The organism is Variovorax sp. YR566 (assembly GCF_051992195.1).
Taxonomy (GTDB): domain Bacteria; phylum Pseudomonadota; class Gammaproteobacteria; order Burkholderiales; family Burkholderiaceae_C; genus Variovorax.
Genome location: NZ_CP197092.1, coordinates 3958461 through 3982453, shown reverse-complemented (window position 1 = coordinate 3982453; position 23993 = coordinate 3958461). Strand labels below are relative to the sequence as shown.

Below are 23993 nucleotides of genomic sequence, written 5' to 3'. Positions count from 1 at the left end.
CTTGTGATTTGAAGTCACAAATTGGAGAAGCAGCCATGCCGCGCATCGACGTCAACCGCTCCGGCGAGATGGAGGCCTTCGTGCAGGTGGTCGAGTCAGGCGGTTTCTCGGCGGCGGCGCGTCTGCTGGGCATGACGCCCTCGGCCGTGAGCAAGCTGGTGGCGCGGCTCGAATTGCGCCTGGGCATCCAGCTGGTGCACCGCTCCACGCGCAAGCTGCAGCTCACGCCCGAAGGCACGGAGTTCTACGAACGCAGCCTGCGCGTGCTGGCCGACATGGACGAGGCCGAGCGCTGCGCGGCCGCCGGCGCGGCGCCACGTGGGCGGGTGAGCATCAACGCCAGCGTCTCGTTCGGCCATCACAAGCTGGTGCCTCTGGTGCCGCGTCTGCTCGAACTGCATCCGCAGATCACGCTCGACATTGCGCTGACCGACCGCATCGTCGACCTGATGGATGAACGCGCCGACATCGCGATCCGCTGGGGCCAGCTGCCATCGTCCGACCTCGTGGCGCGGCGGCTGGGCGAAACCAGCCAGGCCATCGTCGCCGCGCCGGACTACCTTGCGAAGTACGGTACGCCGCGCACGCCGCAGGAGCTGGAGGCGCACAACCGCCTTGGCTGGAGTTACCGGCGCAATTCGCCCGACTGGCCGCTGCGTGTGGACGGCCGCATGGTGTGGCTGCCCGTGGCCGGCCCGGTGCGCGCAGGCGACGGCGAAACGCTGCGGCAGTTGGCCATCGCGGGGGCGGGGGTGGCGCGGCTGTCGCTGTATCACATACAGCACGACATCGACGCTGGCCGGCTGGTGCCGCTGCTCGATGAATTCAACGCCGGTGAGATCGAGCCGATTCACGCGGTGTACATCGGCAAGGCGGGCACGCTGCCCGCGCGGGTGCGGGCGGTGCTCGACTTTCTGGTGGCTTGCTCGGGCGTGGGCGGCGGGCGCTACACGCTCAAGCGGACAGCGCCGATGCCGGGGAATTCCGCCGCCACCTGATCTCCGCGCCGGCAGGGCAGGATGCCGACCCACGAACCGGTGGTGACCACCGTGCCGGCGGGCACGGTCTGCCCGTGGCGCGTGAGGTGACGCAGCCAGATCGGCAGCAGCCAGGTGGGGTCGGCCAGCGGATGCGTGCCTTCGCGCACCACCGTCTCGGCATCGCCGATCTTCGCTTCGCAGTGCTGCGAGGCCCAGTCGATGGCGGCGTAGGGCTTCCACTCGCCGAGCACCAGCGCGCCGTGCACTTGCGAATCGGCCAGGCGGAGCAGGGCAGGTGTCGAGGCGAGGTCTTGCCAGCGCGTGTCGACTACCTCGACGGAGACGGTCATGGCATCGACGAGTGAGACGGCGCTTGCGTGATCGAGCTTCGCTGCCTGCGCGGGCGTGACGTCCTGGCCGAGACGCAAGGCAATTTCGGCCTCGATGCCGGGCGTGTTGAACACGAGGTCGCTGAAGTTCGCGGGGCTCTGGCGCACGCCGGAAGGCGGCAGCGGCGCATGTGTGAGCGCCGCGCTGCGGGAGCCGCCACCGGACTTCCACACGCCCGGTACTGGGCGACCGTCGAACCAGCCGAGTGCAGCCGCGACGGCGTCTTGCACCTCATAGGCTTGCGTGTCGGTTTCGAGCGTGCCGAGCCAGGGCGTGGCGTCGAGGGTGCGATTGCCGCGGCGTGCGGCTACGAGTGCGTCGGTGAGGGCGGTTTGGGATGGGGTCATTTTTCGGATCTTCTCAGCAAAACCTGGCTGGTGTCGGCGTCCTTTCGTGGAACACCGAGGAACCGGCTTTGCCGGGCCTCCGGTGTTGCCCCCGGAAGGGGGTTGGCGCAGCGACACGAAGTGCGCGAAGCCTGGGGGTGAGACTGGTTCTTCAGCTTTCGACGTGAACGTTGCCGTCCTTGACAACCTTCGCCCACTTCGCAATCTCGGTGCTGATGAACTGCCTGAACTTGTCCTGCGAACCACCGCCGTCTTCCGCGCCATAGGTGTCCATTCGCTCCTGCACATCAGGCATTGCCAGCACCGTATTCACGTCGCGATTCACCTTCTGCGCAATCGACGCCGGCAGCTTGCCCGGCCCGGCGAGCCCGTACCACGTGGTTGCCTCGAAGCCGGCAAAGCCTTGCTCCTGCATCGTCGGCACGTTGGGATGGCCTTTGGCGCGCTTGGTGCGTGTCTGCGCCACGGCGATGACGCGGCCGTTCTTCACGTGCGGCGTGGCGGCCGTCATGGTCTCGAAGCTGTACTGGATCTGCCCGCCCATGAGGTCGGCCAGCAGCGGGCCGCTGCCCTTGTAGGGCACGTGCAGCGCATCGACGCCGCCCTGCAGCTTGAACATCTCCAGCGCCAGGTGCTGCGCCGAGCCCGCGCCGGCCGAGCCGAAGCTGATGGTGCCGGGAGCGGCCTTGCAGGCGGACACGATGTCTTTCACCGTGAGCGCCTTCTGGCCCGGGTTGGCGATCAGCAGGTTGGGCGTGACGCCTACCAGCACGATCGGCACGAAGTCGCGCTCCACGTTGTAGCGCAGCTTGGGCTGCAGGCTGGGTGCGAGTGCGTGGCTGTTGATGTGGGCCATCAGCAGCGTGCTGCCGTCGCTCGGCTGCTGCGCCACGTAGTCGGCCGCGAGCACGCCGGCCACGCCGCCCTTGTTCTCGACGATGACCTGCTGGCCCCACATGATGGTGAGCTTCTGCGCGACCACGCGGGCCAGCGCATCGGTGCCGCCGCCCGGCGGAAAGCCGACCACGATGCGCACCGGCCCCGATGGCCATTCCTGCGCGAAGAGCCGGGGCACGCCCAGTGTGGCGGCCGCGGCGCCCGCGGCCTGGATCAACGAACGTCTCTGCATCTTCTTGGTCTCCGTCGTGGGTGGGAATGGTCCGATGCGCGCCAGGGCGGCCCGCGTGCCTATGCGGCTTTTTGCAGCGCGGCCGGTGCCGTGTGGTTCGCGAAATGGTCCATCGCCGCATGCACGCCGCTGCCGGCCAGCTTGATGCCCGAGAGCTTCATGCCCATCTCGACGCCCGCGACCATCGCTACCAGCGTCAGGTCGTTGCTGTCGCCCAGATGGCCCATGCGGAACATGCGGCCCTTGAGCTTGCCCAGGCCGGTGCCCAGCGAAAGATCGAAGCGCTGGTGGATCAGGCGGCGCAGCGCGTCGGCATCGATGCCTTCGGGCGTGATCACGCCGGTGAGCACGGGCGAGTACACGGCCGGGTCGGCGCACTGGATCGGCAGACCCCACGCATTGACCGCTGCACGCACGCCGGCGGCCCAGCGCTGGTGGCGCGCGAACACGTTGTCGAGCCCTTCGCCGAGCAGCATGTCCAGCGATTCGGAAAGGCCGTAGAGCAGGTTGGTATTGGGTGTGTAGGGCCAATAGCCGTCCTTGTTCATCTCGACGATTTCGTCCCAGGCCCAGAAGGCGCGCGGCAGCTTCGCGCTCTTCGCGGCCTCGAGCGCGCGCGGCGAGAGCGCGTTGAAGCTGATGCCCGGCGGCAGCATCAGGCCCTTCTGCGAGCCGCTGATGGTCACGTCCACGCCCCATTCGTCATGACGGAAATCGGCGCTGGCCAGGCCCGAGATGCTGTCGACCATCAGCAGGGCGGGGTGGCCCGCAGCGTCGATGGCCTTGCGCACCGAGGCGATGTCGGAGGTGACGCCGGTGGAGGTTTCGTTGTGCACCACGCACACGGCCTTGATCTTCTTTTCGGTGTCCTTGCGCAGGCGGGCTTCGATGAGTTCGGCTTGCACGCCGCGGCGCCAGCTGGGCGCGTTGGGCAATTGCGCGTCAGTGCCCGACCACGAGAGGAACTCCGTCGATAGGCCGAGGCGCGTGGCCATCTTCTGCCACAGCGAGGCGAAGTGGCCGGTCTCGTACATGAGCACGTGGTCGCCGGGGCTGAGCGTGTTGGCGAGCGCGGCCTCCCAGGCGCCGGTGCCCGAGGCGGGGTAGATAGCGACCGGGTGCTTCGTCTTGAAGATCTGCTTGATGCCGCCGAGCACCTTCAGGCCCAGCGTGCCGAATTCGGGCCCGCGGTGGTCGATGGTGGGCAGGCTCATGGCCCGCAGGATGCGGTCGGGCACCGGGCTGGGGCCGGGAATCTGGAGGAAGTGGCGGCCGGTGGGATGGATGTCGAGTTGCAGCATGGACTGTCCTTTCACGTTCAGTTTTGCATTCAAAATGCTTTTTTGCTTGATGGTTTACCCTTATTCACTTGGGTTGTGAGTCTTCTTTTTTGCATTCAAAATGCAATCAAGAGGCAAAGCCATGACAGCCGACATCATCGAAATCTCCAGACTCTCCCTGCACGACCAAGTGGCCGCGCGCCTGCGCACCATGCTGGTCGAAGGGCTCATCGCACCTGGCGCCAAGCTCAACGAGCGCGAGCTGTGCCTGCAATTGCGCGTGTCGCGCACGCCGCTGCGCGAGGCCATCAAGCTGCTCGCGGCCGAAGGGCTGGTCGACCTGCTGCCCAACCGAGGCGCGGTGGCGGTGAAGCTCACCGAGGCCGACGTGCTCGACACCTTCGAGGTGCTGGCGATGCTCGAAGGCATGTCGGGCGAACTGGCCGCCAAGCGCATCACCGACGAAGAGCTGGCCGAAGTGCGCGCGCTGCACTACGAAATGCTGGCCTGCTTCTCGCGGCGCGATCTCTCGGGCTACTACCGCCTGAATGCACGCATCCACACTGCCATCAACGAGGCGGCCGCGAACCCGGTGCTGTCGAACACCTACCGCTCCATCAACGCCCGCGTGCAGTCGCTGCGCTTTCGCACCAACCAGAACGAGACGAAGTGGAAGCACGCCGTCGAAGAGCACGAACAGATGATCGATGCGCTGGCCAAACGCGACTCAGCAGCCATGCGCAAGGTGCTCGTGGCGCACGTGCTGCGCAAGCGCGACACCGTGCTGGAGCTGCTGCGCGCCGGCGAAATCTATCCCTCGGCCAAGTCGAGCTGAGCTTCTGACCTGCCAAAAGAAAAACGACCCACCATGCGCATCGATCCTGCCAGCCACATGCAGCCAGCCGGAACCGTTCTTCCGCCCAACGACACCTGCGAACTGCTCGCGCGCCGCCTGCGCTCCGACACGCAGGGCGAAGTGCTGTTCGACGACGGTTCGCGCGGGCGCTACGCCACCGACGCGTCGATCTATCAGATCACGCCCGTCGGCGCCTTCGTGCCGACGAACGAGAGCGACATTGCCACCGCCATCGACATCGCCCGCGACCTGAAGGTGCCGGTGCTCGCGCGCGGAGGCGGCACCAGCCAGTGCGGGCAGACGACCGGCGCGGCGCTGGTGATCGACAACAGCAAGCACTTTCGCCGCGTGCTCGACGTGAATGTGGAAGAGGGCACGGCCACGGTCGAGCCCGGCCTCGTGCTCGACCACCTGAACGCACAGCTCAAGCCGCACGGCCTGTGGTATCCGGTGGATGTGTCGACCAGCGCGCAGGCCACGCTGGGTGGCATGGCGGGCAACAACTCCTGCGGCTCGCGCTCCATCGCCTACGGCAACATGGTGCACAACGTGCTGGGTGCGAATGCATGGTTGTCGAGTGGCGAACTGGTGGAGTTCGGAACGGTCGGCACGATGGGCGTGCGCGCGGCCGGCATCGCGCAGTTCTTGCGCGGGCTGGCACGCCAGCACCGCGAGCAGATCGCCGAGCACTGGCCCAAGGTGATGCGCCGCGTGGCGGGCTACAACCTCGACATCTTCGACAACCAGAGCGAGCGGCCCTACACGGCAGACGGCAGCGTGAACCTCGCGCACCTGCTGATCGGCTCCGAGGGCACGCTGGCCTACACGAAGAGCCTGAAGCTCAAGCTCGCGCCGCTGCCGCGCGCCAAGGTGCTGGGCATCGTCAACTTCCCGACCTTCCACGCGGCGATGGACGCGGCGCAGCACATCGTGAAGCTGGGGCCGACGGCGGTGGAGTTGGTCGACCGCACGATGATCGAGCTGAGCCTTGCCAACCCGGCCTTCAAGCCGACGGTCGAGACTGCGTTGATCGACAAGCCGGCGGCCATCCTGCTGGTGGAGTTTTCCGGTTCGGACAAGGCCGCGTTGCTGCCGCAGCTCAAGCAGCTCGTCGAGCTGATGGGCGACCTCGGCCTGCCCGGCAGCGTGGTCGAGATGCCCGATGACGCGCGGCAGAAGAACCTGTGGGAAGTGCGCAAGGCCGGCCTCAACATCATGATGAGCCTCAAGGGCGACGGCAAACCCGTGAGCTTCATCGAAGACTGCGCCGTGCCGCTCGAACACCTGGCCGAATACACCGACGCGCTGACCGAGGTGTTCGCCCGGCATGGCAGCCGCGGCACCTGGTACGCGCACGCCTCGGTCGGTACGCTGCATGTGCGGCCGATTCTCGACATGCGTGCGGACGGTGCCGCCAAGATGCGCTCCATTGCCGAAGAGGCGAGCGCGCTGGTGCGCAAGTACAAGGGTGCGTTCAGCGGCGAGCACGGCGACGGCCTGTGCCGCGGCGAGTGGATCGAATGGCAGTTCGGGCCGGCCATCAACGAGGCCTTCCGTGCCATCAAGCGCAAGCTCGACCCGATCGGCCTGTTCAACCCCGGCAAGATCATCGACCCGCCGCGCATGGACGATGGCGCGCTGTTCCGCTTCGCGCCGCCGACCGCGCCCAAACCCTACCGCCGCATCGAACTGAAGCCCGTGCTCGACTGGTCGGGCTGGAACGTCAACGCCGACCCGGTGACCGAGGTGACGACCGCGCCCGGCACCGGCGGCGACAGCACCGGCGGCCTCGCCAAGGCCGTGGAGATGTGCAACAACAACGGCCACTGCAGAAAGTTCGATGCCGGCACCATGTGCCCCAGCTATCGCGTGACGCGTGACGAGCAGCACCTGACGCGCGGCCGCGCCAATACGCTGCGACTGGCGCTCTCGGGCCAACTCGGCCCCGATGCCTTCACCAGCGAGGCCATGCACGACACCATGGACCTGTGCGTCGGCTGCAAGGGCTGCAAGCGCGATTGCCCCACGGGCGTGGACATGGCGAAGATGAAGGTCGAGTTTCTGGACCACTACAAGAAGCGCCACGGCCACACGCTGAAAGACAGGCTGGTAGCAAACCTGCCCGACTACGCGCACAAGGCCAGCCGCATGCCGTGGCTGCTGAACCTGCGCAACAGCGTGCCCGGCGCTGCATGGCTGGGAGAAAAGCTGCTGGGCTTCTCAGCCAAGCGCTCGCTGCCCGAATGGCGCAGCGACACCTTCTGGCGCGGCAAGGCCAACGAACCCGGCCTGTTCGTCGAGCGCGACGTAGCGCTGTCGATTGCGCGGCGCGGCGGCAAGGCGGCGGTGCTGTTCGTCGACACTTTCAACGGCACCTTCGAGAGCGAGAACGCCTTTGCGGCAGCGCGCGTGCTGCAGGCTGCGGGCTATGTGCTGCACACGGTCGAGAAGCGCGGCGGGCACCATTGCTGCGGACGCACCTTCCTGGCGAGCGGCATGGTCGCGCAGGCCAAGGAAAAGGCCGAGGCGCTGATTGACGCGCTGGTGCCGCTGGCGCGCGCCGGCGTGCCCATCGTCGGGCTGGAGCCATCGTGCCTGCTCACGCTGCGCGACGAAACGCTGGTGATGGGTTTCGGCGAAAAGGCCGAGATGGTGGCGAAGCACGCGTTGCTGTTCGAGGAGTTCATCGCGCGCGAGATCAAGCAGGGCCGTTTCGAACTGGCGCTGAAGCCGGCCGAGGCGCCTATCCTGCTGCACGGACACTGCCACCAGAAAGCCTTTGGCGCGGTGAGCCCGGTGATGGAGGTGCTGAAGCTCATTCCCGGCGCACAGCCCGAACTCATCGAAAGCTCGTGCTGCGGCATGGCCGGCAGCTTCGGCTACGAGGCCAGCCATTTCGAGGTGTCGATGAAGATGGCCGAAGCCAGCCTGCTGCCGGCCATCCGCGCGAAGCCCGGCGCCATCGTGGTGGCTGACGGCACCAGCTGCCGCCATCAGATCGAGGACGGCGCGCAGCGCGAAGCGGTGCATGTGGCGGTGCTGCTGGAGCGGCATCTGCTGCACGCCGACCCGATGCCTGACGCGGGTTGACCGGGCGGGCGCGGGCAGGGCGGCGGCGCCTGCCGCAAAATGGCCGGCCGCCCGCTCCCATGTCGACAACGCTCACTTCTTCTGCCGCCCCTGCGCAGCCCACGCTGCGTCTTGCATTTGCGCTGTCGATGGGCGCGGCGGTTTCGCTCGGCATTACCCGCTTCGCATACGCATTGCTGCTACCGCCCATGCGCGCGGACCTTGGCTGGAGCTATGCGCTGGCCGGCGGCATGAACACGGCGAATGCAGTCGGCTACCTGGTCGGCGCGCTGATCACGCCGATGCTGATGCGGCGCTTCGGCACGACGCGGCTGCTGGTGGTCGGGGCTGTGCTGGCCAGCGTGTTCATGGCGGGCAGCGGTTTCGTGACCGACGCGCCGGCCTTGCTGCTTCAGCGCCTGCTGGCCGGGGTGGCCAGCGCATGGGTGTTTGTGGCGGGTGGGTTGCTTGCAGCGCGGCTTGGTGAGGCAGGCTCATCACGTGGCGGGCTGCTGCTTGGCATCTATTACGGCGGCACCGGCTTCGGCATCTTGTTGTCGGCGCTGCTCGTGCCGCAGGTGCTGCGGGCGGCATCGGGCGTGCCGCACGGATGGGCCTGGGCGTGGTGGGCGCTGGCGTTGGCAAGTGCAGCGGCCACCTGCCTGCTGGCCTGGGCTGGCCGCGCGATGCCTGACAGGCCAGCGCCAACGGCAGCCGCCGCTTCGACGGACGCTGCGCCGCCGGTCGCACTGCATCGCTTCGGCTGGGCGCTCGCGGGCTATGCCTTGTTCGGCATGGGCTACATCGGCTACATGACTTTCGTGATCGCGCTGCTGCGCGAGCAGGGGGCGAGCGCTTCTTTCCTCACGCTGTTCTATTCCTTGCTGGGCATTGCCTGCGTGGCGTCGTCGCGGCTGTGGGCCGGGCTGCTCGACCGCTACCGCGGCGGGCAGCCGCAGGCACTGCTGAACGGGCTGCTCGGCGTGGCGACGCTGCTGCCGGTGCTGAGTGCATCGGCGCCGGTGGCGCTGGTTTCGGGCGTGCTGTTCGGTGGGGTGTTCCTGTCGGTGGTGGCCTCGACCACCGCGCTGGTGCGCCACAACCTGCCGCCGTCGCGCTGGGCGCAGGGCATCAGCATGTTCACCATCATTTTTGCGCTGGGGCAGATCGTCGGGCCGACTGTCACTGGATGGATTTCCGACGGCCCTGGTGGGCTGGCGCGGGGCCTGGTGGCTTCGGCAATGGCCCTTTGGCTCGGCGCTGTGCTTGCGTCGCGCCAGCATTCGCTGTCACAGGAGACGCCATGACGGGCTTTGCCTTGTTCGAAACTTCCATTGGCATGTGCGCCCTGGCATGGGGACCGCGCGGATTGGTCGGCGTGCAACTGCCCGCCGACAACGGCGAGGCAGCCACGCGTGCGCGCATGAAGCAACGCTTTCCGGACCTGAATGAAAGCCCGCCGAGCGAAGCAGCGCAACGCGCCATCACCGCCATCCAGGGCCTGCTGCAAGGCGTGCACGACGACCTGAGCCACATCGAGCTCGACATGCGTGGCGTGTCGGAATTTCACCAGCGTATCTACGCGATCGCGCGCCGCATTCCGCCGGGGCAGACGCGCACCTACGGCGAGATCGCCGAAGAGCTGGGCGACAAGGGCCTGTCGCGCGCCGTGGGCCAGGCCATGGGCCACAACCCGTTCGCGCCGGTAGTGCCTTGCCATCGCGTGCTGGCGGCGGGCAACAAGCCCGGCGGCTTCTCGGCCGGCGGCGGGGCGTTGACCAAGCTGCGCATGCTCGACATCGAGGACGCGCGGCCCAACGGGATGGCGTCGCTTTTCTAGTACGTACGGCATCCCTCGAATGGGGGATGTAGAAGCGTCGGCAAACACGCACAGTTGCAACCCTCACGGGACGAGGGAGGCGCGGCGTGCAACTCTGGCTTGAGCAAATCGAGAAGGCGCGGGAGCGAAGCGAAGGCATCGACCTGCGATCTCTTGCCGACTATGCGAGAGACAAGACCCCGCGCGAACTGAGCACGCCGAAGCAGCTCGATGACCGCAGGAGCTTCTTGCGTGAAAGCCTGGGCGACGATGAAAAATCTGCCGTCGCGTATGAGCGAATCATCTCCGGCAGCGAGATACAGGACGTCAACTACCTGGCTCGTGGCGCGCGAGCCGCAAAGGCGGTCAGTCGCATCCTGATCAGGGACACGGCAGGGCGGCTTGTGGCTTACGGCACCGGATTCCTGATAGCGCCGAACGTGCTCATCACGAACAACCACGTTCTGCCATCCATCGAGTCCTGTCGTCGCTCGGAAGCCCAGTTCGAATTCGAACTCGACATCGACGGTGCCGCACTCAACCCCACGACCTACAGCCTTCAGGCACAGGAACTCTTCTTCACTTCGAAAGACCTCGACTTCACCGTCGTGGCCGTCACCTCCAGCTCGACAGTGGGAGATGGCCAGCTCGAACATTACGGGTTCCTGCCGCTCGTAGGTGCCACCGGCAAGGCATCGGACGGTGAGTGGCTCACCATCATCCAGCACCCCAACGGCGACCGCAAACAGGTGTGCGTGCGGGAGAACAAGCTTCTCAAGCGCACGGACGACGTGCTCTGGTATTCGACCGACACGCTCGGGGGATCTTCAGGCTCCCCGGTTTTCAGCAACGACTGGTATGTCGTAGCGCTTCACCACAGCGGCGTACCGGATGAAAGAGATGGCCGTACGCAAACCGTCTCAGGCCGCGACTACGACCCCGCAAAAGACGGCGAGCAGGACATCAAGTGGATTGCCAACGAGGGCATCCGCGTTTCCCGCATCGTCGAGACGCTTCATGCAGCCCTTCCCGCGCATCCGTTGCTCCAACCGGTCTTCGGTGCCACGCCGGAAAACTCGCGGCTGATGCTTCCTTCCGTCGACCTGCTGCAGTCAACGGCGACCCATGCTGCCGGGAGCTTGCCGCTTCCCGGTCCGCTCATTCAACAAACCCCAACCCGGAAGACGACCATGAACGACATGCAATCTGGTGGAAGAAGGACCCTCACGGTGACGCTCGGCATCGAATCGGATGGAAGCGTCTCCGTCCTCCGATCCGGTCCCGCTGCCCGCGAGTCGCAAAGCGTTTTCGAAGAAGCCGCACGTGCCAAGGCGAAGAAACCAGCCCCCGCCATCGACGTGCCCTTCAATGCGAAGTACGACGATCGCAAAGGCTTCGAAGCCGGGTTCCTCGCGCCGGGCAAGCCCGAGATGTCGGTGCATCTGCCGCTGCTTGGCAAGGCTCTTGCGAAGGAGACGGTAGAACTGGTCGACGGCCCCCCGGGCGAGAACGTGCTGAACTATCACGGCTACAGCCTCGTGATGCACAAGGCGAGGCGGCTGGCTCTCTACTCGGCAGCCAACGTCGACTTCAGCGGCCGGTTCGAACTGGCCCGGCCGGCGGACGTGTGGAGGCAGGACCCGCGGATTCCCGCAAGCGCACAGCTGACCAACTTCTACTACGAGAACAACCAGTTCGACCGTGGCCATCTGACGCGCCGTGAAGACATGGAATACGGAGCCACCCGCCTGGCTGCGCTCACCACTGCGGCAGATACCTGCCACTGGAGCAACTGCACGCCCCAGCATTCCAAGTTCAATCAAAACAAGGAGCTCTGGCAGGGCATCGAACGCCACATCTTCGAGGACGCGATCAAGCTCGACAAGTTCAGGGCGCAGGTCATCACGGGCCCCATCCTCGAAGAAAGCGACCCGGTCTGGGACAAGTACCCGAAGATCCAGTATCCGGTTCGCTTCTGGAAAGTCGTCGCGGCGATCACGGCTAGCGGCAAGCTGTTTGCCACGGCCTACATCCTCGATCAGTCGGGTGTGATCGAGGAATTTGGCATCGAGGCTGCACGCGAGATTCCTTTCGATGCCTACAAGACCTTCCAGGTCCAGATCAATGAAGTCGAGCGGCTCACCGGGCTCAGTTTCACGGGCGGTCCGGTCAGGAGGGTGTTCTCGCTTTCCACTGTCGATCCGCTGGCCAAGAAGCCTGTAAGAAAGCCCACCAGAGTTCGTGCGCAGGAGTCCGCTCTGGTTGACGTACCGGATGGCTGGCTGCCGCTCGATTCTCTGGAGTCGATGGTGCTTCCCGACCTGGAGTAAACGAAGCTCAGGTGGCCGGCACAGGCAACCGGTGCAGCCCCGCGATGCGCGACGCGAAGATGATCGCCGCCTGCAGAACGAACCCGGCCAGCGCCAGCAGCAGGCACGCCGGCTCGCCCCAGGCCGCACCAACCAGGCCGCCGAGCGCCGCGCCGATGGGGCGCGCTCCCGCATTGATCGTGAGGAACACGGCCGACACCCGGCCCAGCATGGTCGAAGCCGTCACGCTCTGGCGTAGCGTGGTCGAGGTGATGACCCAGACCATCGGCCCCGCGCCGAACAGGAAGAACGAGAGCGCGGCCAGCGCGGCGGTCGGCACCAGGAGCGTGGCTGCCATCGTCGCTGCTGCAACAACCGCGACCGCGGGGCCGACCTGGATCGCGCGGCCGAAGGGCAGGCGCGCCACAACGCGCGGCGTGAGCAGCGCGCCAACGACCATGCCCGCGCCGTACATCGCCAGCGTGAAGCCGACCGCCTGCGCGCCGAGGCCGAGCACCCGCACTGCATAGGGCACATACCCGGCCTGCAGCACGAACCATGAGATGTTGAACACCGCGCCGGTCATCAGCATCGGGCGCAGCATGTCGTGCTGCCAGACAAAGCGCGCGCCGTCGCGCACTTCGAGCAGTGGATGCCGTCCGGAAGCGGGTGCGCGCGGTGCTTCGGTCAAGCGCAGCAGCAGGCCCACGGCCGCCACCGACAGCACTGCTGCCAGCACGAACGCAGCAGGAGCGCCGGCCCACGCCACCAGTGCACCCGCGAGTGCGGGACCGGCGGTGAACGCGGCACTGCGCGCCAGTTCGAGTCGCCCGTTGGCCATTGCCAGCGCTTCGCGCGGCACGAGCGCCGGCACCAGCGCGGGTGCCGCAACGCTGAAGCCCACGGTGCCGACGGCACCCAGGAAACCGAGCACAGCCAGCCAGCCGATGCTGAGCTTCGATGCGAACACCATCGCCAGCAGCACCAGCAGCGAGACCGCCCGCAGCCCCTCGGCCCACACCATCAGCCGTCGCCGCGACATGCGATCCGCGAGCAGGCCCATGGGCATCGAGACCAGCAGGAAGGGCAGCGTCTGCACCGCCGCGAGAAAACCGATTTCGCCCGGCCCTGCGCCGAGTGCCAGCACGGCGACCAGCGGCACGGCCGCAAGGCTCAGTTGCTCGGCGGACTGCGCGGCGAGGTTGGACCACGCGAGGTTCAGGAAGGAATGGGGGAGCGGTGTTGTGAGTGTTGTATGGGTCATGCCCTCATCGTGCGATCGGAGGGCTCATGTCGCTGGCCGTTTCCGGACGCGCGAGCATCAGCGCCGCGGCTTCGGCTTCGATGCAGGCGAAGGCGCGGGCGCGACGACTTCCATCACGAAATCGATGAACGCACGTACCTTCGCGGCCGGCAGGTGGCGCGACGGATAGAGCGCATAGAGCGGAAGCCGCTCATCGGGCCAATCAGGAAACAGATCGACCAGCTCGCCGCCGTCGAGCTGCGGCTGAATGCCCACGGCCTTGATCTGCGCCACACAGATGCCGGCGAGCACCGTCTCCAGCACGGTGCCCGGGTCGGTGAGCAGCAGTCGTCCGGTGGCTGGCACCTTCACGAGTTTGCGGCCGCGCTGGAACTCCCACGTATAGGGCTGCCCCGTGGCCGGGTTGCGTACCTGCAGGCAGGCATGGCCGACGAGGTCTGCTGGCTTGGCAGGGTGGCCGTGCCGCGCCAGGTAAGCCGGCGTGGCCACGGTGACCACGCGCGAGTCCATCAGCTTGCGGGCCACCAGCGACGACGACGGCGGCTCGCCGAAGCGCACGGCGATGTCGAAGCCCTCGGCCACCAGGTCGCCGAGCTGGTCGCGGGCGATCAGCTCCAGCGTGAGCTCGGGGTACAGCGCAAGAAAGCGCGGCAGGTGCCGCGCCAGCAGCAGGCGAGAGGTGAATGCGTCGGTGTTGACGCGCAGGCGCCCGCGCACCGCGCCGGATGCGCCCGAAGCGATCGTCACCGCGTCCTCGATGCCGAGCACCAGCGGATTGATGTTGGCGTAGAGCAGCCGGCCCTCGTCGGTGAGGTTCAGCGAGCGGGTCGTGCGGTCGAACAGCCGCACGCCGATGCGGCCCTCGAGCCGGGCAATGGCGCGGCTCACACCGGAGGGCGTGAGGCCGAGTGCGTTGGCGGCGCTGGCGAAGCTGCCGCCTTCGACCACGGCGGCCAGCACGCTGACGTTGGAGAGAAGGCGTCCGTCGAGAGTCATCTTTTTATTCGTGATCTGTTGTCATGAATGATATGCCTTGTGGTCGCTTTACTCAAAGATGAAGCGTTTCTACGATTCGCTCCATCGCAATCAAGTGAAGAAAGAAAGTCTCATGTACGCAATTACCGGAATCACGGGTCAAGTGGGCGGCGCCGTCGCGCGCGCTTTGCTGGCCCAGGGCAAGCCCGTTCGCGCGGTCGTCCGCGACGAAGCCAAGGGCCGTGTCTGGGCGGAGCTCGGCTGCGAGGTCGCCATCGCAGCGATGGACGATGCCGCGGCATTGGCGCGGGCCTTCGCGGGTACGGCCGGCGTCTTCGTGCTGCCGCCGCCGAACTTCGACCCCGAGCCGGGTTTTCCAGAGGCCAGGGCCGAGAACGCCGCGGTGCGCCAGGCACTCGACACCGCCCGGCCGCCGCGCGTGGTGTGCCTGTCGACCGTCGGCGCGCAGGCCGCGCAGCCCAATCTGCTGAGCCAGCGCACGTTGATGGAAGAAGCGCTGCGCACGCTGCCGTTTCCGGTCACGTTCCTGCGGCCGGCGTGGTTCCTTGAGAACCTGCGCTGGGACATTACTCAGGCCCGCGAGCAGGGTGTGCTGTCGAGCTACCTGCAGCCGCTGGAGCGGGCCGTGCCGATGGTGGCCACGGCCGATGTGGGCAGCGCTGCCGCTGAACTCCTTGTGCAAGAAGGCGAGGCGCCGCGCATCGTCGAACTCGAAGGCCCCGAGCGGCTGACGCAGCACGCGATTGCAGCTGCGCTCTCGCAGGTATTGGGCCGTCCGGTGCACGCGGAGGTGGTGCCGCGCGAGACCTGGGGCGCGATCTTCCGCGCGCAGGGCATGCGCGACCCGGTGCCGCGCATCCAGATGCTCGACGGCTTCAACGAAGGATGGATCCGATTCGAGGGAAGCGATGCGAGCGTGCGCAGGGGCAAGGTGGGCGTGTCGGAGGTGATCCGCTCGCTCGTCGGCTGATTGGCTAGGGCCTGTTCACACTATTTCCGGGGTCGCGTTGGTGGGCCAAGGGGCTGGATGCAAGGCGCACGGGCGCAGCAAGGCTGAAGCCTTGCAAGCGCGGGCAACGCCGCAGACAGCCCCTTGGCCCGCCAACCCTGCGGGAAGGTCAGCCAGCGAGGGCCACTCGGCGTTGCGTTCCTTGCGCGTGCGCATGCACGCGCGGCGTCACGCGCCTTGATTGGCCCTCGCTGGCTGACCTTCGCGACCCCGGAAATAGTGTGAACAGGCCCTAGGCGCCTTCGGCCTGCATTTCCTCGAACCACTCGGCCACGTACGCCGCCTCCGGTGCGGCGTCGGGCGCCAGGCCGTAGTAATAGCGCTCCAGCGTCATGCGCAGCGCAGGTAGCGGCGATTGCAGGCGGCCCGAGGCCAGGTCGTGCGACACCAGCGAGGTCGGCGCCAGCGCAACGCCCAGTCCGTCGACCGCGGCCTGGAGCACGAAGTGCAGGTGGTCGAACTGCAGCCGGCCCGCCGGACGGGTGCGCGGGGCGCCGACCTGCTTCTTCCAGGCGTCCCAGTCGTCCTTGCGCGTCTTGGCCGACAGCAGCACGTGCGAGGCGAGGGCGCGCAGGTCGGGCAACGGATGCGTCTCGAACAACGCGGGCGCGCCGACCACCAGCACCTCGTCTTCGAGAAAGGGCTGCACTTCGATCGAAGGCGGCCAGCCGTCTAGCCCGCGGCGCACCGCGATGTCGAAGCTGTCGATGGCCTGCTCAGGCATGACGGTACTGGTGACAACCTGCGGCTCGATGTCGGGATAGCGCTCGACGAAGGAAGGCAGGCGCGGAATGAGCCAGCGCACCGCGAAAGAAGGGCGCACGTTGATCCGCACCGCCCGGGCGGGCCCCTGCAATTGCAGCGAGCGCGCCGCCGCGCCGATCTGCGCAAGCGCCGGCTCCACCTCCGCGAAGAACTGCTGCCCCTCGGCAGTCAGCGCGACCTGGCGGATGCGCCGTTCGAACAGCGCGACGCCAAGGAACTCTTCCAGGCTCTTGATCTGCCGGCTCACCGCGCTGTGCGTGACATGCAGTTCGAGCGCTGCGCGAGTGAAGCTGAGGTGGCGCGCCGCGGCGGCAAAGGCCCGCACGGCGTTGAGGGGAGGCTCTCGAAGCGGCATGCGTGCGATTTTCTCACGCATGGCGGGCGTTAATGTCGTTTGTCGGGGTGGCATGTGGCGGCGCACCATCAGGGCTCGATGTCACGCATACCCCTCGCTTCCAACCCCACCCCCACTGACCTGAATTCCCGCCACGCGGCGATGGCGCTCGGTCTTTCGCTGCCGGCCGACGTCGTGCTCTACCTGCTGCTGCCGATGTATGCCAGCGAGTTCGGCGTGACGCTGGCCGAGGCCGGCATGCTGCTCGCGGCCAACCGGCTGGTGCGCATTGCCGGCTATGGATTCGTTGCACGCTTCTACGCCCGCAACGGCGACCGGCTGACCTGCACGATCGCCGTCCTGGCAGCGGCAGTGTGCGGACTGGGCTACGCCACGCTCTCGGGCTTCTGGGCGCTGCTGCCACTGCGGCTGATGTGGGGCCTGTGCTTCGCGGCGCTGAACCTGTCGACACAGGCACTGGCCACGGCCGATCCGGTGGGTGCGGCTCGGCGCAACGGGCGCTCGCGGGCCTTCATCGCGGTGGGGCCGGTGCTGGCGCTGCCGCTGGGTGCGCTGCTGGCGCACTGGAGCGGGCCGCGCACGATCTTCGGCATCCTCGCGGTGTTTTCGCTGCTTGCGTGGTTCGTTACTCGGCGGCTGCCGGCGGTGCCGCACCCTGTGGCCAAGCCGAAGCGGCGCTTCAGCCGGCCCAACAGCCTGGACAGCTGGTCGTTCATGGAAGGGCTGACGCTCGACGGGCTCTTCATCGTCGGCCTCTCGTACCTCGGCAAGGACCTGCTGCCGGGTGGCGCGGTGATCGTGGCCGGTGTGCTGATGGCGCTGCGCTACCTGGCGGAGATTTTGCTGAGCCCGGTCGGCGGCCACATGGCCGAGCGCTTCGGCGCCGAGCGTTTGCTGGTGGGCCTGTCGCTCGTCACGGCCATTGCGCTCGTGGGCTTCGGCCTTGGCTGGCTGTGGAGCTGCGCGGCGCTGATCGTGGTGCTGCGCGCCTTGCAACTGCCCTTGCTGCCGCCCATCGTGGCCCGGCGCACGCCCGGTCCGGAGCGCGTGCAGGCGCTGGCCGCGCGCTCGGTGTGGCGCGACATCGGCGCCGGCACCGGGCCGCTGATCGCGGGCCTGCTGCTGCCGGTTGCGTCACCGCCTTGGATCTACGGCGTGGCTGCAGCGCTTCTTGCGCTGGCGGCGCTGGCCTGCGGCTGGAGCGCGTCATCGCCCGCGGCCGATGCCGCGCGCACGGCCGGCTGAACCGTCACACTCTTTACTCAGGAATCATCGCCATGACCACGACACCGCACGCCATCGACACCGTGACGAAGCTCGAAGCCCTGTTCGGCGAAGCCGGCGAGGCCTCGCTCAAGAAAGAGGTTCCGTACCTGCACCCGGCCTACCAGGCGCTGATTGCCGCGTCGCCCTTTGCCGTGCTCGCCACCACCGGCCCCGGCGGCCTCGACGCCTCGCCGCGCGGCGATCCGCCGGGCTTTGTCGTTGTGCAGGACGAGAAGACGCTGCTCATGCCCGAGCGCCGCGGCAACAACCGCATCGACAGCCTGCGCAACATCGTGGCCGACCCGCGCGTGGCGCTGCTGTTTCTGATTCCCGGGGTCGGCGAGACGCTGCGGGTGAACGGCAGGGCGCACATCACGGTCGAGCCAGCGCTGCTCGAACGCCTCGCAATGGACGGCAAGCCGCCGCAATGCGTGATCCGGATCACCGTCGACACGGTGTTCTTCCAGTGCGCCCGGGCGATCCAGCGCTCGAAGCTGTGGGCGCCGGTGCCGGCGGATGCGAAGCGCGAGGTGCCGACGCCGGGGGCGATTCTTTCGGCGCTGACCGCGTCGGAGTTCGATGGGGAGACGTATGACCGGGAGCTGCCGGCGCGGCAGCGGGCGACGCTGTATTGACTTGAAAGCCTGTTTCAGTCGCCCATGAAAAAAGCCCGCATCAGCGGGCTTCTTCAAGCGGTTTGCACCGGGGGAATCAACGCACCCAGTGGCAAACACGGTGGTGATGACGCGCGTCCCACTTGCACACCTTGTGCTTCTTGGGGTGGTACGGCGCGGCCGAGGCGATGCTCGGTGCCAGCATGGCAAGGCCGGCGAACGCGAGGATGCTGGAGAGGATGAGCTGCTTGGTCTTCATGGGGTTCTTTCTAAGCAAAGACATCGATCAAAGGAATGCGTCGTTCAACGGGCGCCCTTGCAGAACGCCCTGGCGCCACATTTAGATGACATTTGGTAGCGGTTGTGGCGTGAAAAATTGCACGGGGCGCAGCGCCACGGGCGTTGGGGCTAACCCGAATCAGGCCCGCCCAGGCGCAGCCTGCTCGGTGCGCGAGTCGTGCCCGATGATCAGCACCAGCCCGAACGCCACCGCCGACAGCAGCGCCAGGAAGATCACGGCGTAGATGTCGTTGCCCATCCGGTCCTTCAGCGCGCCGAAGATCGTCGGGCCGATGTAGCCGCCCAGGTTGCCGATGGAGTTGATCCACGCAATGCCCGCCGCGGCCGCGGTGCCGCTCAGGATGGCGGTGGGCAGTGTCCAGAAGGTGGGCAGCGCGCTGAAGATGCCGAAGGCGGCCAGCGTCACGGCGGCCATCTTCGGGATGGGCGCGCTGGTCTGGGCGGCCAGCACCAGGCCAACGAAGATGCAGGCCAGCGGAATCAGCAGGAACCACTTGCGCTCCTTGCGCGCGTCCGACGCTCGTGTCCAGAACAGCATCGCGATGGCGCCCACCAGGTAAGGAAAGGCGTTGATGAAGCCGATCTCCACGTTGCTCAGCCCGCCGAAGCCCTTGATGATCTGCGGCAGGAAGAAGCTCAGGCCATACAGCGGCACGGTGATGCCCATGTAGACAAAGCCCAGCCCGATCACGCGCGGGTTCAGCAGCGATTGCTTCCACGAGATCTTGTTGATCGACTCGCGGTTGCGGCGCTCCGAGTCGAGCGTCTGCTCCAGCCAGCTGCGCTCTTCGGTGGTGAGCCACTTGGCGTCCTTCGGGCCGTCGGGCAGGTACATCAGCACGAAGAAGGTCAGGATCAGCGAGGGAATCGCCTCGAGGATGAACAGCCACTGCCAGCCGTGCATGCCGCCGACGCCGTCCATGTTGAGGATGTAGCCCGAGATCGGCGAGCCGATGACGGTCGAGATGGGAATGGCGAACATGAACCAGCCCACGATGCGCGCGCGGTACGCCGCCGGAAACCACAGCGTGATGTAGAAGATCACGCCCGGGAAGAACCCGGCCTCGGCAATGCCCAAGAGGAACCGCACTATGTTGAAGCTGGTCGAGCCGCCCACCCAGGCCTGGGCCGCCGAGAGGATGCCCCAGCTGAACATGATGCGGGCGATCCAGCGGCGCGCACCGAAGCGCTCCAGCGCCATGTTGCTCGGCACCTCGAACAGGAAGTAGGCAAGGAAGAAGATGCCGGCGGCGCTGCCGAACACGGCGGCGGTGAAGCCCAGGTCCTTGGACATGGCCGCGCCGGCAAAGCCGAGGTTCACGCGGTCGAGGTAGGCGATGAAGTAGCTGACCATGAGCAGCGGCAGGAGTCGCCAGCTGATCTTGGAGATGGTTCTTTGTTCGATGGGGTTCACGGTTGGTTGTCTCCGGTGTTGGATGGTTTTATGGAGCTTGTCGGGAAGGGGGAGGGGCGGCGGTGCCGCCGGGTGTCATGACTGCTGTTGTTGCCGTTGTTGTTGTGCCCTCATGATCTGGTGCCGTTGCCAGTAGTGCCCGACGGCGGCCTTGAAGTTTTCTTTCTGCTTGCCAAGGCCCGCGAGCTTCACCTTGGTGGTGCGCGCGCCCAGCATGCCCTTGTCGTGGTGGGTGACGATGAGGGTGTCGCCGAAGCTGCTGTCCTTGTAGGTCAGGCCCTTGACTTCGTCCCACCCGATCGTCGAGCCTCCATCGGCACCGGGGTGCAAGCCGGCGTAAGTGATGTCGATGCGCTCGCCGTTCTTCAGCGCGAAGCTCACCGGCGGAAAGTGCCGCAGCACCACTGCGCGCTCTTCCTCGGTGGCCGGCTCGTAGCGGTAGGCCAGGCTCAGCTCGTGGTTCTGCACGAAGCGCTGCTCGTACTCGCTCCACAGGCGCTGCTCGATGGCGGGGGCGGTTTCGATGTCGTCGGCCCATGAGGCCTCAGGTGCGGTCGCGACGATGGCGCCGTAGGCGCTCTCGGGTACGTGATGGCCGACGTTGCGCATGCGCTCCAGCAGCGGCGGATGACTATCGTAGGGATGCGGCACGTCGGCCGTTTTCATCGCCTCGATGAACACGTCTGAGCTTGCATAGGGCGGCAGGCCATCCGCGACGAAGCGGGCGATGCCCAGCGCGCCGTCATGCTCGCGGTTCTGCGCGAACAGCTTGCGCTCGACGTCGTTGCGGTAGCTCGCGTAAGCCGAGATCTTGATGAGCGATTGCACGATGGCGTGCGGCCCAGTGAGGCCGGCGGCCACGCGGTCGGCCTTGTATTCGCGCTCGCGGCTGTCGCGCGCCAGGGCGAACGAGAAGATCATGCGGTACAGCCGTAGCAGGTAGTGCGCAACGATGGTGAGGCCGCCACTGCGCATCTTCCATGTGTACTGGTCGAACTGCAGCAGCTTGGGGCCGAGCGCCGCGCTGCTGCGGGTGTCGCCGCCGCCCAGATGAGCCAGCTCGTGCGCGAGCACTGCATCAGCTTCGGTCTGGTCGAGCACGCGCAGCAGCGGAAGGCTGACGAACAGCGTGCGGCCTTGAAAGGTGCGGCCCTTGACCTCGCACGGTGCTTCGGTCACGAAGAAGTTGGTGTCGATGCCGGCCACGATCTGGTCTGGCGGCGTGGTCTTGACGCGGCCAGCCAACTGCCGGATGCGCTCCCACAGGCGCGGCGCGTCGGCCTGCGAGATCAGCTCGCCCTCGATCTCGTTGCCCCAGGGCAGCTTCTTGAAGAGCGTGTAGATCGCATAGAACACCGCGGCCCCGGCCGCGATGCCCGCCAGCGCGATCAGCTTGACGTAGTAGCTCTGCCAGAAGTACGCCGTGAGCCAGAACGACAGCCACACCAGCATCGCGCTTTGCAGCACGACCTCGACCGCGCTCGACACCGTCATGAGCCGCCAGCCGGCGACGAAGCTGGCATAGCGCAGGCCGCGGTTGGCAAAGGCCAGCGCGCCCAGCACCAGTGCCGCCGCGAGCAGCGCGGCGCCGAGCACGATGGTCCAGATGGCGGCGCGGTCGGCCCAGTGGAACTGCCACTGCATGGAGTAGGGGCGACACACCTTGTCGTGGAAGTTCCTGTCTTCCGGCGCAGTGGCGTCGCAGGCCTTGGAGAGCGGATGGCTGCGGTAGAACTCGGTGGCCTCGGTCTTGTCTGCGGACGACAGGCGGGAGTCGCCGGCGATGCGCTTTTCCATGGCCTGCAGGAATTCCGCATCCTGCGAACGCAGTGCGTATTCGGTGAAGACCAGTGTCGCCGCCGGAATGGCGAACAGCGACACGAGCGTGAGAAGAAACACGCGCAAGAGGTCGGCATGGATCGTGCGTGCGAGGGCCATGGGTGCTGCTCCTGGATAGCGATTGCTGTGAGTTGTTGTAGACGGTCCGGGAAGGCGATAGGGTAGCGGGCGCGGCGCGTGCAGTGAAGCCCGGTGCAACGTCAAGCAGCGCCGCGCACCGACCTGCTGCCGAATAAGGTTATCCCTTTTGCATCGTTCCGAGGCCCGGGGTGCAGGTATAGCCTTCGTGCTCATTCATGACTGTCACCTCCGTCACTCCATCTCCGTCGTCGTCTGGTTCAGGGCCATCGCCCGTTGCATGGATCGCCGGTGTCGGCGCCAGCGCGGGCCTGGGTGCGGCACTCGCACGGCGTTTCGCGGCCGAAGGTTTCATCGTTGCGCTGACCGGCCGCACGCAGGCCCAGCTCGATGCGGTGGCCGGCGAAATCGTTGCTGCCGGCGGTCGGGCTCATGCCTTTGCGGGCGACGTGGCGAGCGAGGCCGAGATGCACGGTATCGCGCAGAAGGCGAGGGCGCTGGGCCCGCTCATCGTGGCCATCTTCAATGCCGCGAGCGGGGTGCGCGCGCCAACGCTGGAGCTGTCGGTCGACCAGTTCACGCAGGCCTGGCGCACCAGCGCGCTGGGCGGCTTCATCTTCGGGCACGAGGCGCTGCGCGGCCTGCTGGCCAATTCCTTCGAGGCAGCTGGGGCGCACGCACGCGGCACCTTGCTGTTCACCGGCGCCACCGCGGCGCTGCGCGGCAAGCCGCCGTTCGCGGCCTTCGCTGCGGCCAAGGCTGCGTTGCGTTCTCTGAGCCAGAGCCTGGCGCGCGAATTCGGCCCGCAGGGCATTCATGTGGCGCATGTGGTGATCGATGGCGGCATCGACGGCGAGCGCCTGCGCAACAACGCGCCGCAGCGCGTGGAACAAGCCGGCGACGACGGCCTGTTGCAGCTCGAAGCCATCGCCGAAAGTTACTGGCAGCTGCATGTGCAGCACCGCAGCGCATGGACGCAGGAACTCGACCTGCGGCCGTTCAAGGAACCGTTTTGAGGAGTCACGCCACATGAGCGTCGGATCGAATGGACAGATGCTTGCCGCCACGCTGCCCTCGGTGGAAGCAGAACTCAACTACCTGAAGGCGGGCCAGGGCCGGCCCGTGAGCTACACCTTCGAGCCACCGCCCGGCACGCCCTGGGTCACGGGCGAACTGGAGCCGCGCCGCGTGACGATCCGCGACGGCCGCCCGCTGGTGGCGCTGAACGAACTGACGCTCGACCGCAGCGGCTTCACGCAGATTTCGCATCGCAGCGTGCTCGCCGATTTTTCGCAGGACGCCACGATCCGCGACATCTACTACCGCGAAGCCGAAGCCCTGCTGCGCGACGTCACGGGCGCCGAGAAGATCGTGGTGTTCGACCACACGCTGCGCGACAGCGCGCAGGGTTCGCGCCGCACGGCCGAGCTGCGCGAGCCGGTGCGCCGCGTGCACAACGACCAGACTTTCGTCTCCGCGCCGCGCCGGGTGCACGCCCACCTGCCGCCCGAAGAAGCCGAGGAACGCTTGAAGCACCGCTTCGCGATCATCAACCTGTGGCGCCCGCTGGCCACCGTGGAGCGCCTGCCGCTCGCACTGTGCGATGCGCGTTCCATCTCGCCCAAGGACCTCGTGCCCAGCGACCTGGTCTACCCCGACAAGGTGGGCGAGACCTATTCGTTCACCTGGAACCCGGAGCACCGCTGGTACTGGTTCCCGCGCATGCGGCCCGACGAGGCCCTGCTGCTGAAGATCTACGACTCGCGCGAAGACGGTGTGGCGCGCTACACCGCGCATACTGCGTTCGAAGACCCGACAGGTTCGCGCGAGGCGCCGCCACGGCGCAGCATCGAACTGCGCGCGCTGGTGTTCTGGCCCGCCGGCAAATAAGTTGAAACTGTTCTTCCGAACAAA

The 23993-nt window shown here is 66.9% G+C and carries 20 protein-coding genes; 11 read left to right on the top strand and 9 right to left on the bottom strand.

Annotated features, from left to right (window positions below; all coding sequences use genetic code 11):
- Positions 1 to 35 precede the first annotated feature (35 nt).
- A complete protein-coding gene (locus ACTG4X_RS18640) occupies positions 36 to 998 on the top strand; it encodes a LysR substrate-binding domain-containing protein (RefSeq protein WP_307615071.1) in 963 nt (320 codons plus the stop codon).
- Here ACTG4X_RS18640 and ACTG4X_RS18635 read toward each other — a convergent pair.
- From ACTG4X_RS18635 to ACTG4X_RS18625, 3 genes are all read right to left on the bottom strand, one after another.
- Complete coding sequence (locus ACTG4X_RS18635) at positions 947 to 1717, bottom strand: fumarylacetoacetate hydrolase family protein (protein ID WP_440531602.1); 771 nt, start codon at positions 1715 to 1717, stop codon at positions 947 to 949. The two genes, ACTG4X_RS18640 and ACTG4X_RS18635, sit on opposite strands and share 52 nt — an antisense overlap.
- 151 nt (positions 1718 to 1868) lie before the next feature.
- Positions 1869 to 2846 (bottom strand): Bug family tripartite tricarboxylate transporter substrate binding protein, encoded by a 978-nt coding sequence (locus tag ACTG4X_RS18630; protein ID WP_093056860.1) that lies wholly within the window; start codon positions 2844 to 2846, stop codon positions 1869 to 1871.
- Between the two features lie 59 nt (positions 2847 to 2905).
- Positions 2906 to 4147 (bottom strand): pyridoxal-phosphate-dependent aminotransferase family protein, encoded by a 1242-nt coding sequence (locus ACTG4X_RS18625; RefSeq protein WP_093056859.1) that lies wholly within the window; start codon positions 4145 to 4147, stop codon positions 2906 to 2908.
- A gap of 121 nt (positions 4148 to 4268) precedes the next feature.
- On the opposite strand from ACTG4X_RS18625, the gene ACTG4X_RS18620 reads away from it, so the two are divergent.
- From ACTG4X_RS18620 to ACTG4X_RS18600, 5 genes are all read left to right on the top strand, one after another.
- The gene (locus ACTG4X_RS18620) at positions 4269 to 4961 is read left to right on the top strand and encodes a GntR family transcriptional regulator (protein WP_093056858.1); all 693 of its coding nucleotides are present in this window, start codon (positions 4269 to 4271) and stop codon (positions 4959 to 4961) included.
- Positions 4962 to 4994: 33 nt separating this feature from the next.
- Positions 4995 to 8072, top strand: coding sequence for an FAD-binding and (Fe-S)-binding domain-containing protein (locus tag ACTG4X_RS18615; RefSeq protein ID WP_440531601.1), 3078 nt, complete (start codon positions 4995 to 4997; stop codon positions 8070 to 8072).
- A 59-nt stretch (positions 8073 to 8131) separates the two neighbouring features.
- On the top strand, positions 8132 to 9358 hold the full coding sequence (locus tag ACTG4X_RS18610) for a YbfB/YjiJ family MFS transporter (RefSeq protein ID WP_440531600.1): 1227 nt from the start codon (positions 8132 to 8134) through the stop codon (positions 9356 to 9358).
- The gene (locus ACTG4X_RS18605; RefSeq protein ID WP_093074079.1) at positions 9355 to 9891 is read left to right on the top strand and encodes a methylated-DNA--[protein]-cysteine S-methyltransferase; all 537 of its coding nucleotides are present in this window, start codon (positions 9355 to 9357) and stop codon (positions 9889 to 9891) included. The genes ACTG4X_RS18610 and ACTG4X_RS18605 overlap by 4 nt, the downstream gene beginning before the upstream one ends.
- 86 nt (positions 9892 to 9977) lie before the next feature.
- On the top strand, positions 9978 to 12200 hold the full coding sequence (locus ACTG4X_RS18600; RefSeq protein WP_440531599.1) for a DNA/RNA non-specific endonuclease: 2223 nt from the start codon (positions 9978 to 9980) through the stop codon (positions 12198 to 12200).
- A 7-nt stretch (positions 12201 to 12207) separates the two neighbouring features.
- Here ACTG4X_RS18600 and ACTG4X_RS18595 read toward each other — a convergent pair whose 3' ends face one another.
- Together ACTG4X_RS18595 and ACTG4X_RS18590 are read right to left on the bottom strand one after the other, a co-directional pair.
- Positions 12208 to 13443: an MFS transporter gene (locus ACTG4X_RS18595; protein ID WP_440531598.1), complete on the bottom strand. Its 1236-nt coding sequence runs from the start codon at positions 13441 to 13443 to the stop codon at positions 12208 to 12210.
- Positions 13444 to 13500: 57 nt separating this feature from the next.
- A complete protein-coding gene (locus ACTG4X_RS18590) occupies positions 13501 to 14439 on the bottom strand; it encodes a LysR family transcriptional regulator (RefSeq protein ID WP_093074085.1) in 939 nt (312 codons plus the stop codon).
- Between the two features lie 112 nt (positions 14440 to 14551).
- Here ACTG4X_RS18590 and ACTG4X_RS18585 point away from each other — a divergent pair, with 112 nt between their 5' ends.
- Positions 14552 to 15409, top strand: coding sequence for an NmrA family NAD(P)-binding protein (locus tag ACTG4X_RS18585; protein ID WP_440531597.1), 858 nt, complete (start codon positions 14552 to 14554; stop codon positions 15407 to 15409).
- A gap of 271 nt (positions 15410 to 15680) precedes the next feature.
- Here ACTG4X_RS18585 and ACTG4X_RS18580 read toward each other — a convergent pair whose 3' ends face one another.
- Complete coding sequence (locus ACTG4X_RS18580) at positions 15681 to 16568, bottom strand: LysR substrate-binding domain-containing protein (protein ID WP_093173426.1); 888 nt, start codon at positions 16566 to 16568, stop codon at positions 15681 to 15683.
- Between the two features lie 78 nt (positions 16569 to 16646).
- On the opposite strand from ACTG4X_RS18580, the gene ACTG4X_RS18575 reads away from it, so the two are divergent.
- Together ACTG4X_RS18575 and ACTG4X_RS18570 are read left to right on the top strand one after the other, a co-directional pair.
- Positions 16647 to 17813 (top strand): MFS transporter, encoded by a 1167-nt coding sequence (locus tag ACTG4X_RS18575; protein WP_426388742.1) that lies wholly within the window; start codon positions 16647 to 16649, stop codon positions 17811 to 17813.
- Positions 17814 to 17845: 32 nt separating this feature from the next.
- A complete protein-coding gene (locus ACTG4X_RS18570) occupies positions 17846 to 18469 on the top strand; it encodes a pyridoxamine 5'-phosphate oxidase family protein (RefSeq protein WP_307615060.1) in 624 nt (207 codons plus the stop codon).
- A gap of 76 nt (positions 18470 to 18545) precedes the next feature.
- On the opposite strand, the gene ACTG4X_RS18565 is transcribed toward ACTG4X_RS18570, so the two are convergent.
- From ACTG4X_RS18565 to ACTG4X_RS18555, 3 genes are all read right to left on the bottom strand, one after another.
- Positions 18546 to 18707 (bottom strand): HHHH-motif protein, encoded by a 162-nt coding sequence (locus ACTG4X_RS18565; RefSeq protein ID WP_165403270.1) that lies wholly within the window; start codon positions 18705 to 18707, stop codon positions 18546 to 18548.
- 159 nt (positions 18708 to 18866) lie between these two features.
- Positions 18867 to 20162 (bottom strand): MFS transporter, encoded by a 1296-nt coding sequence (locus tag ACTG4X_RS18560; RefSeq protein WP_440531596.1) that lies wholly within the window; start codon positions 20160 to 20162, stop codon positions 18867 to 18869.
- A gap of 75 nt (positions 20163 to 20237) precedes the next feature.
- The gene (locus ACTG4X_RS18555) at positions 20238 to 22100 is read right to left on the bottom strand and encodes a M48 family metallopeptidase (RefSeq protein ID WP_440531595.1); all 1863 of its coding nucleotides are present in this window, start codon (positions 22098 to 22100) and stop codon (positions 20238 to 20240) included.
- Between the two features lie 197 nt (positions 22101 to 22297).
- Here ACTG4X_RS18555 and ACTG4X_RS18550 point away from each other — a divergent pair, with 197 nt between their 5' ends.
- Both ACTG4X_RS18550 and ACTG4X_RS18545 read left to right on the top strand, forming a co-directional pair.
- Entirely contained in the window at positions 22298 to 23095 is a 798-nt protein-coding gene (locus tag ACTG4X_RS18550; RefSeq protein WP_093173434.1) for an SDR family NAD(P)-dependent oxidoreductase, read from the top strand.
- A gap of 13 nt (positions 23096 to 23108) precedes the next feature.
- Positions 23109 to 23969 carry a CmcJ/NvfI family oxidoreductase gene (locus ACTG4X_RS18545; RefSeq protein WP_093173436.1) on the top strand — a complete coding sequence of 287 codons (861 nt, stop codon included), beginning with the start codon at positions 23109 to 23111 and terminating at the stop codon, positions 23967 to 23969.
- Positions 23970 to 23993 lie beyond the last annotated feature (24 nt).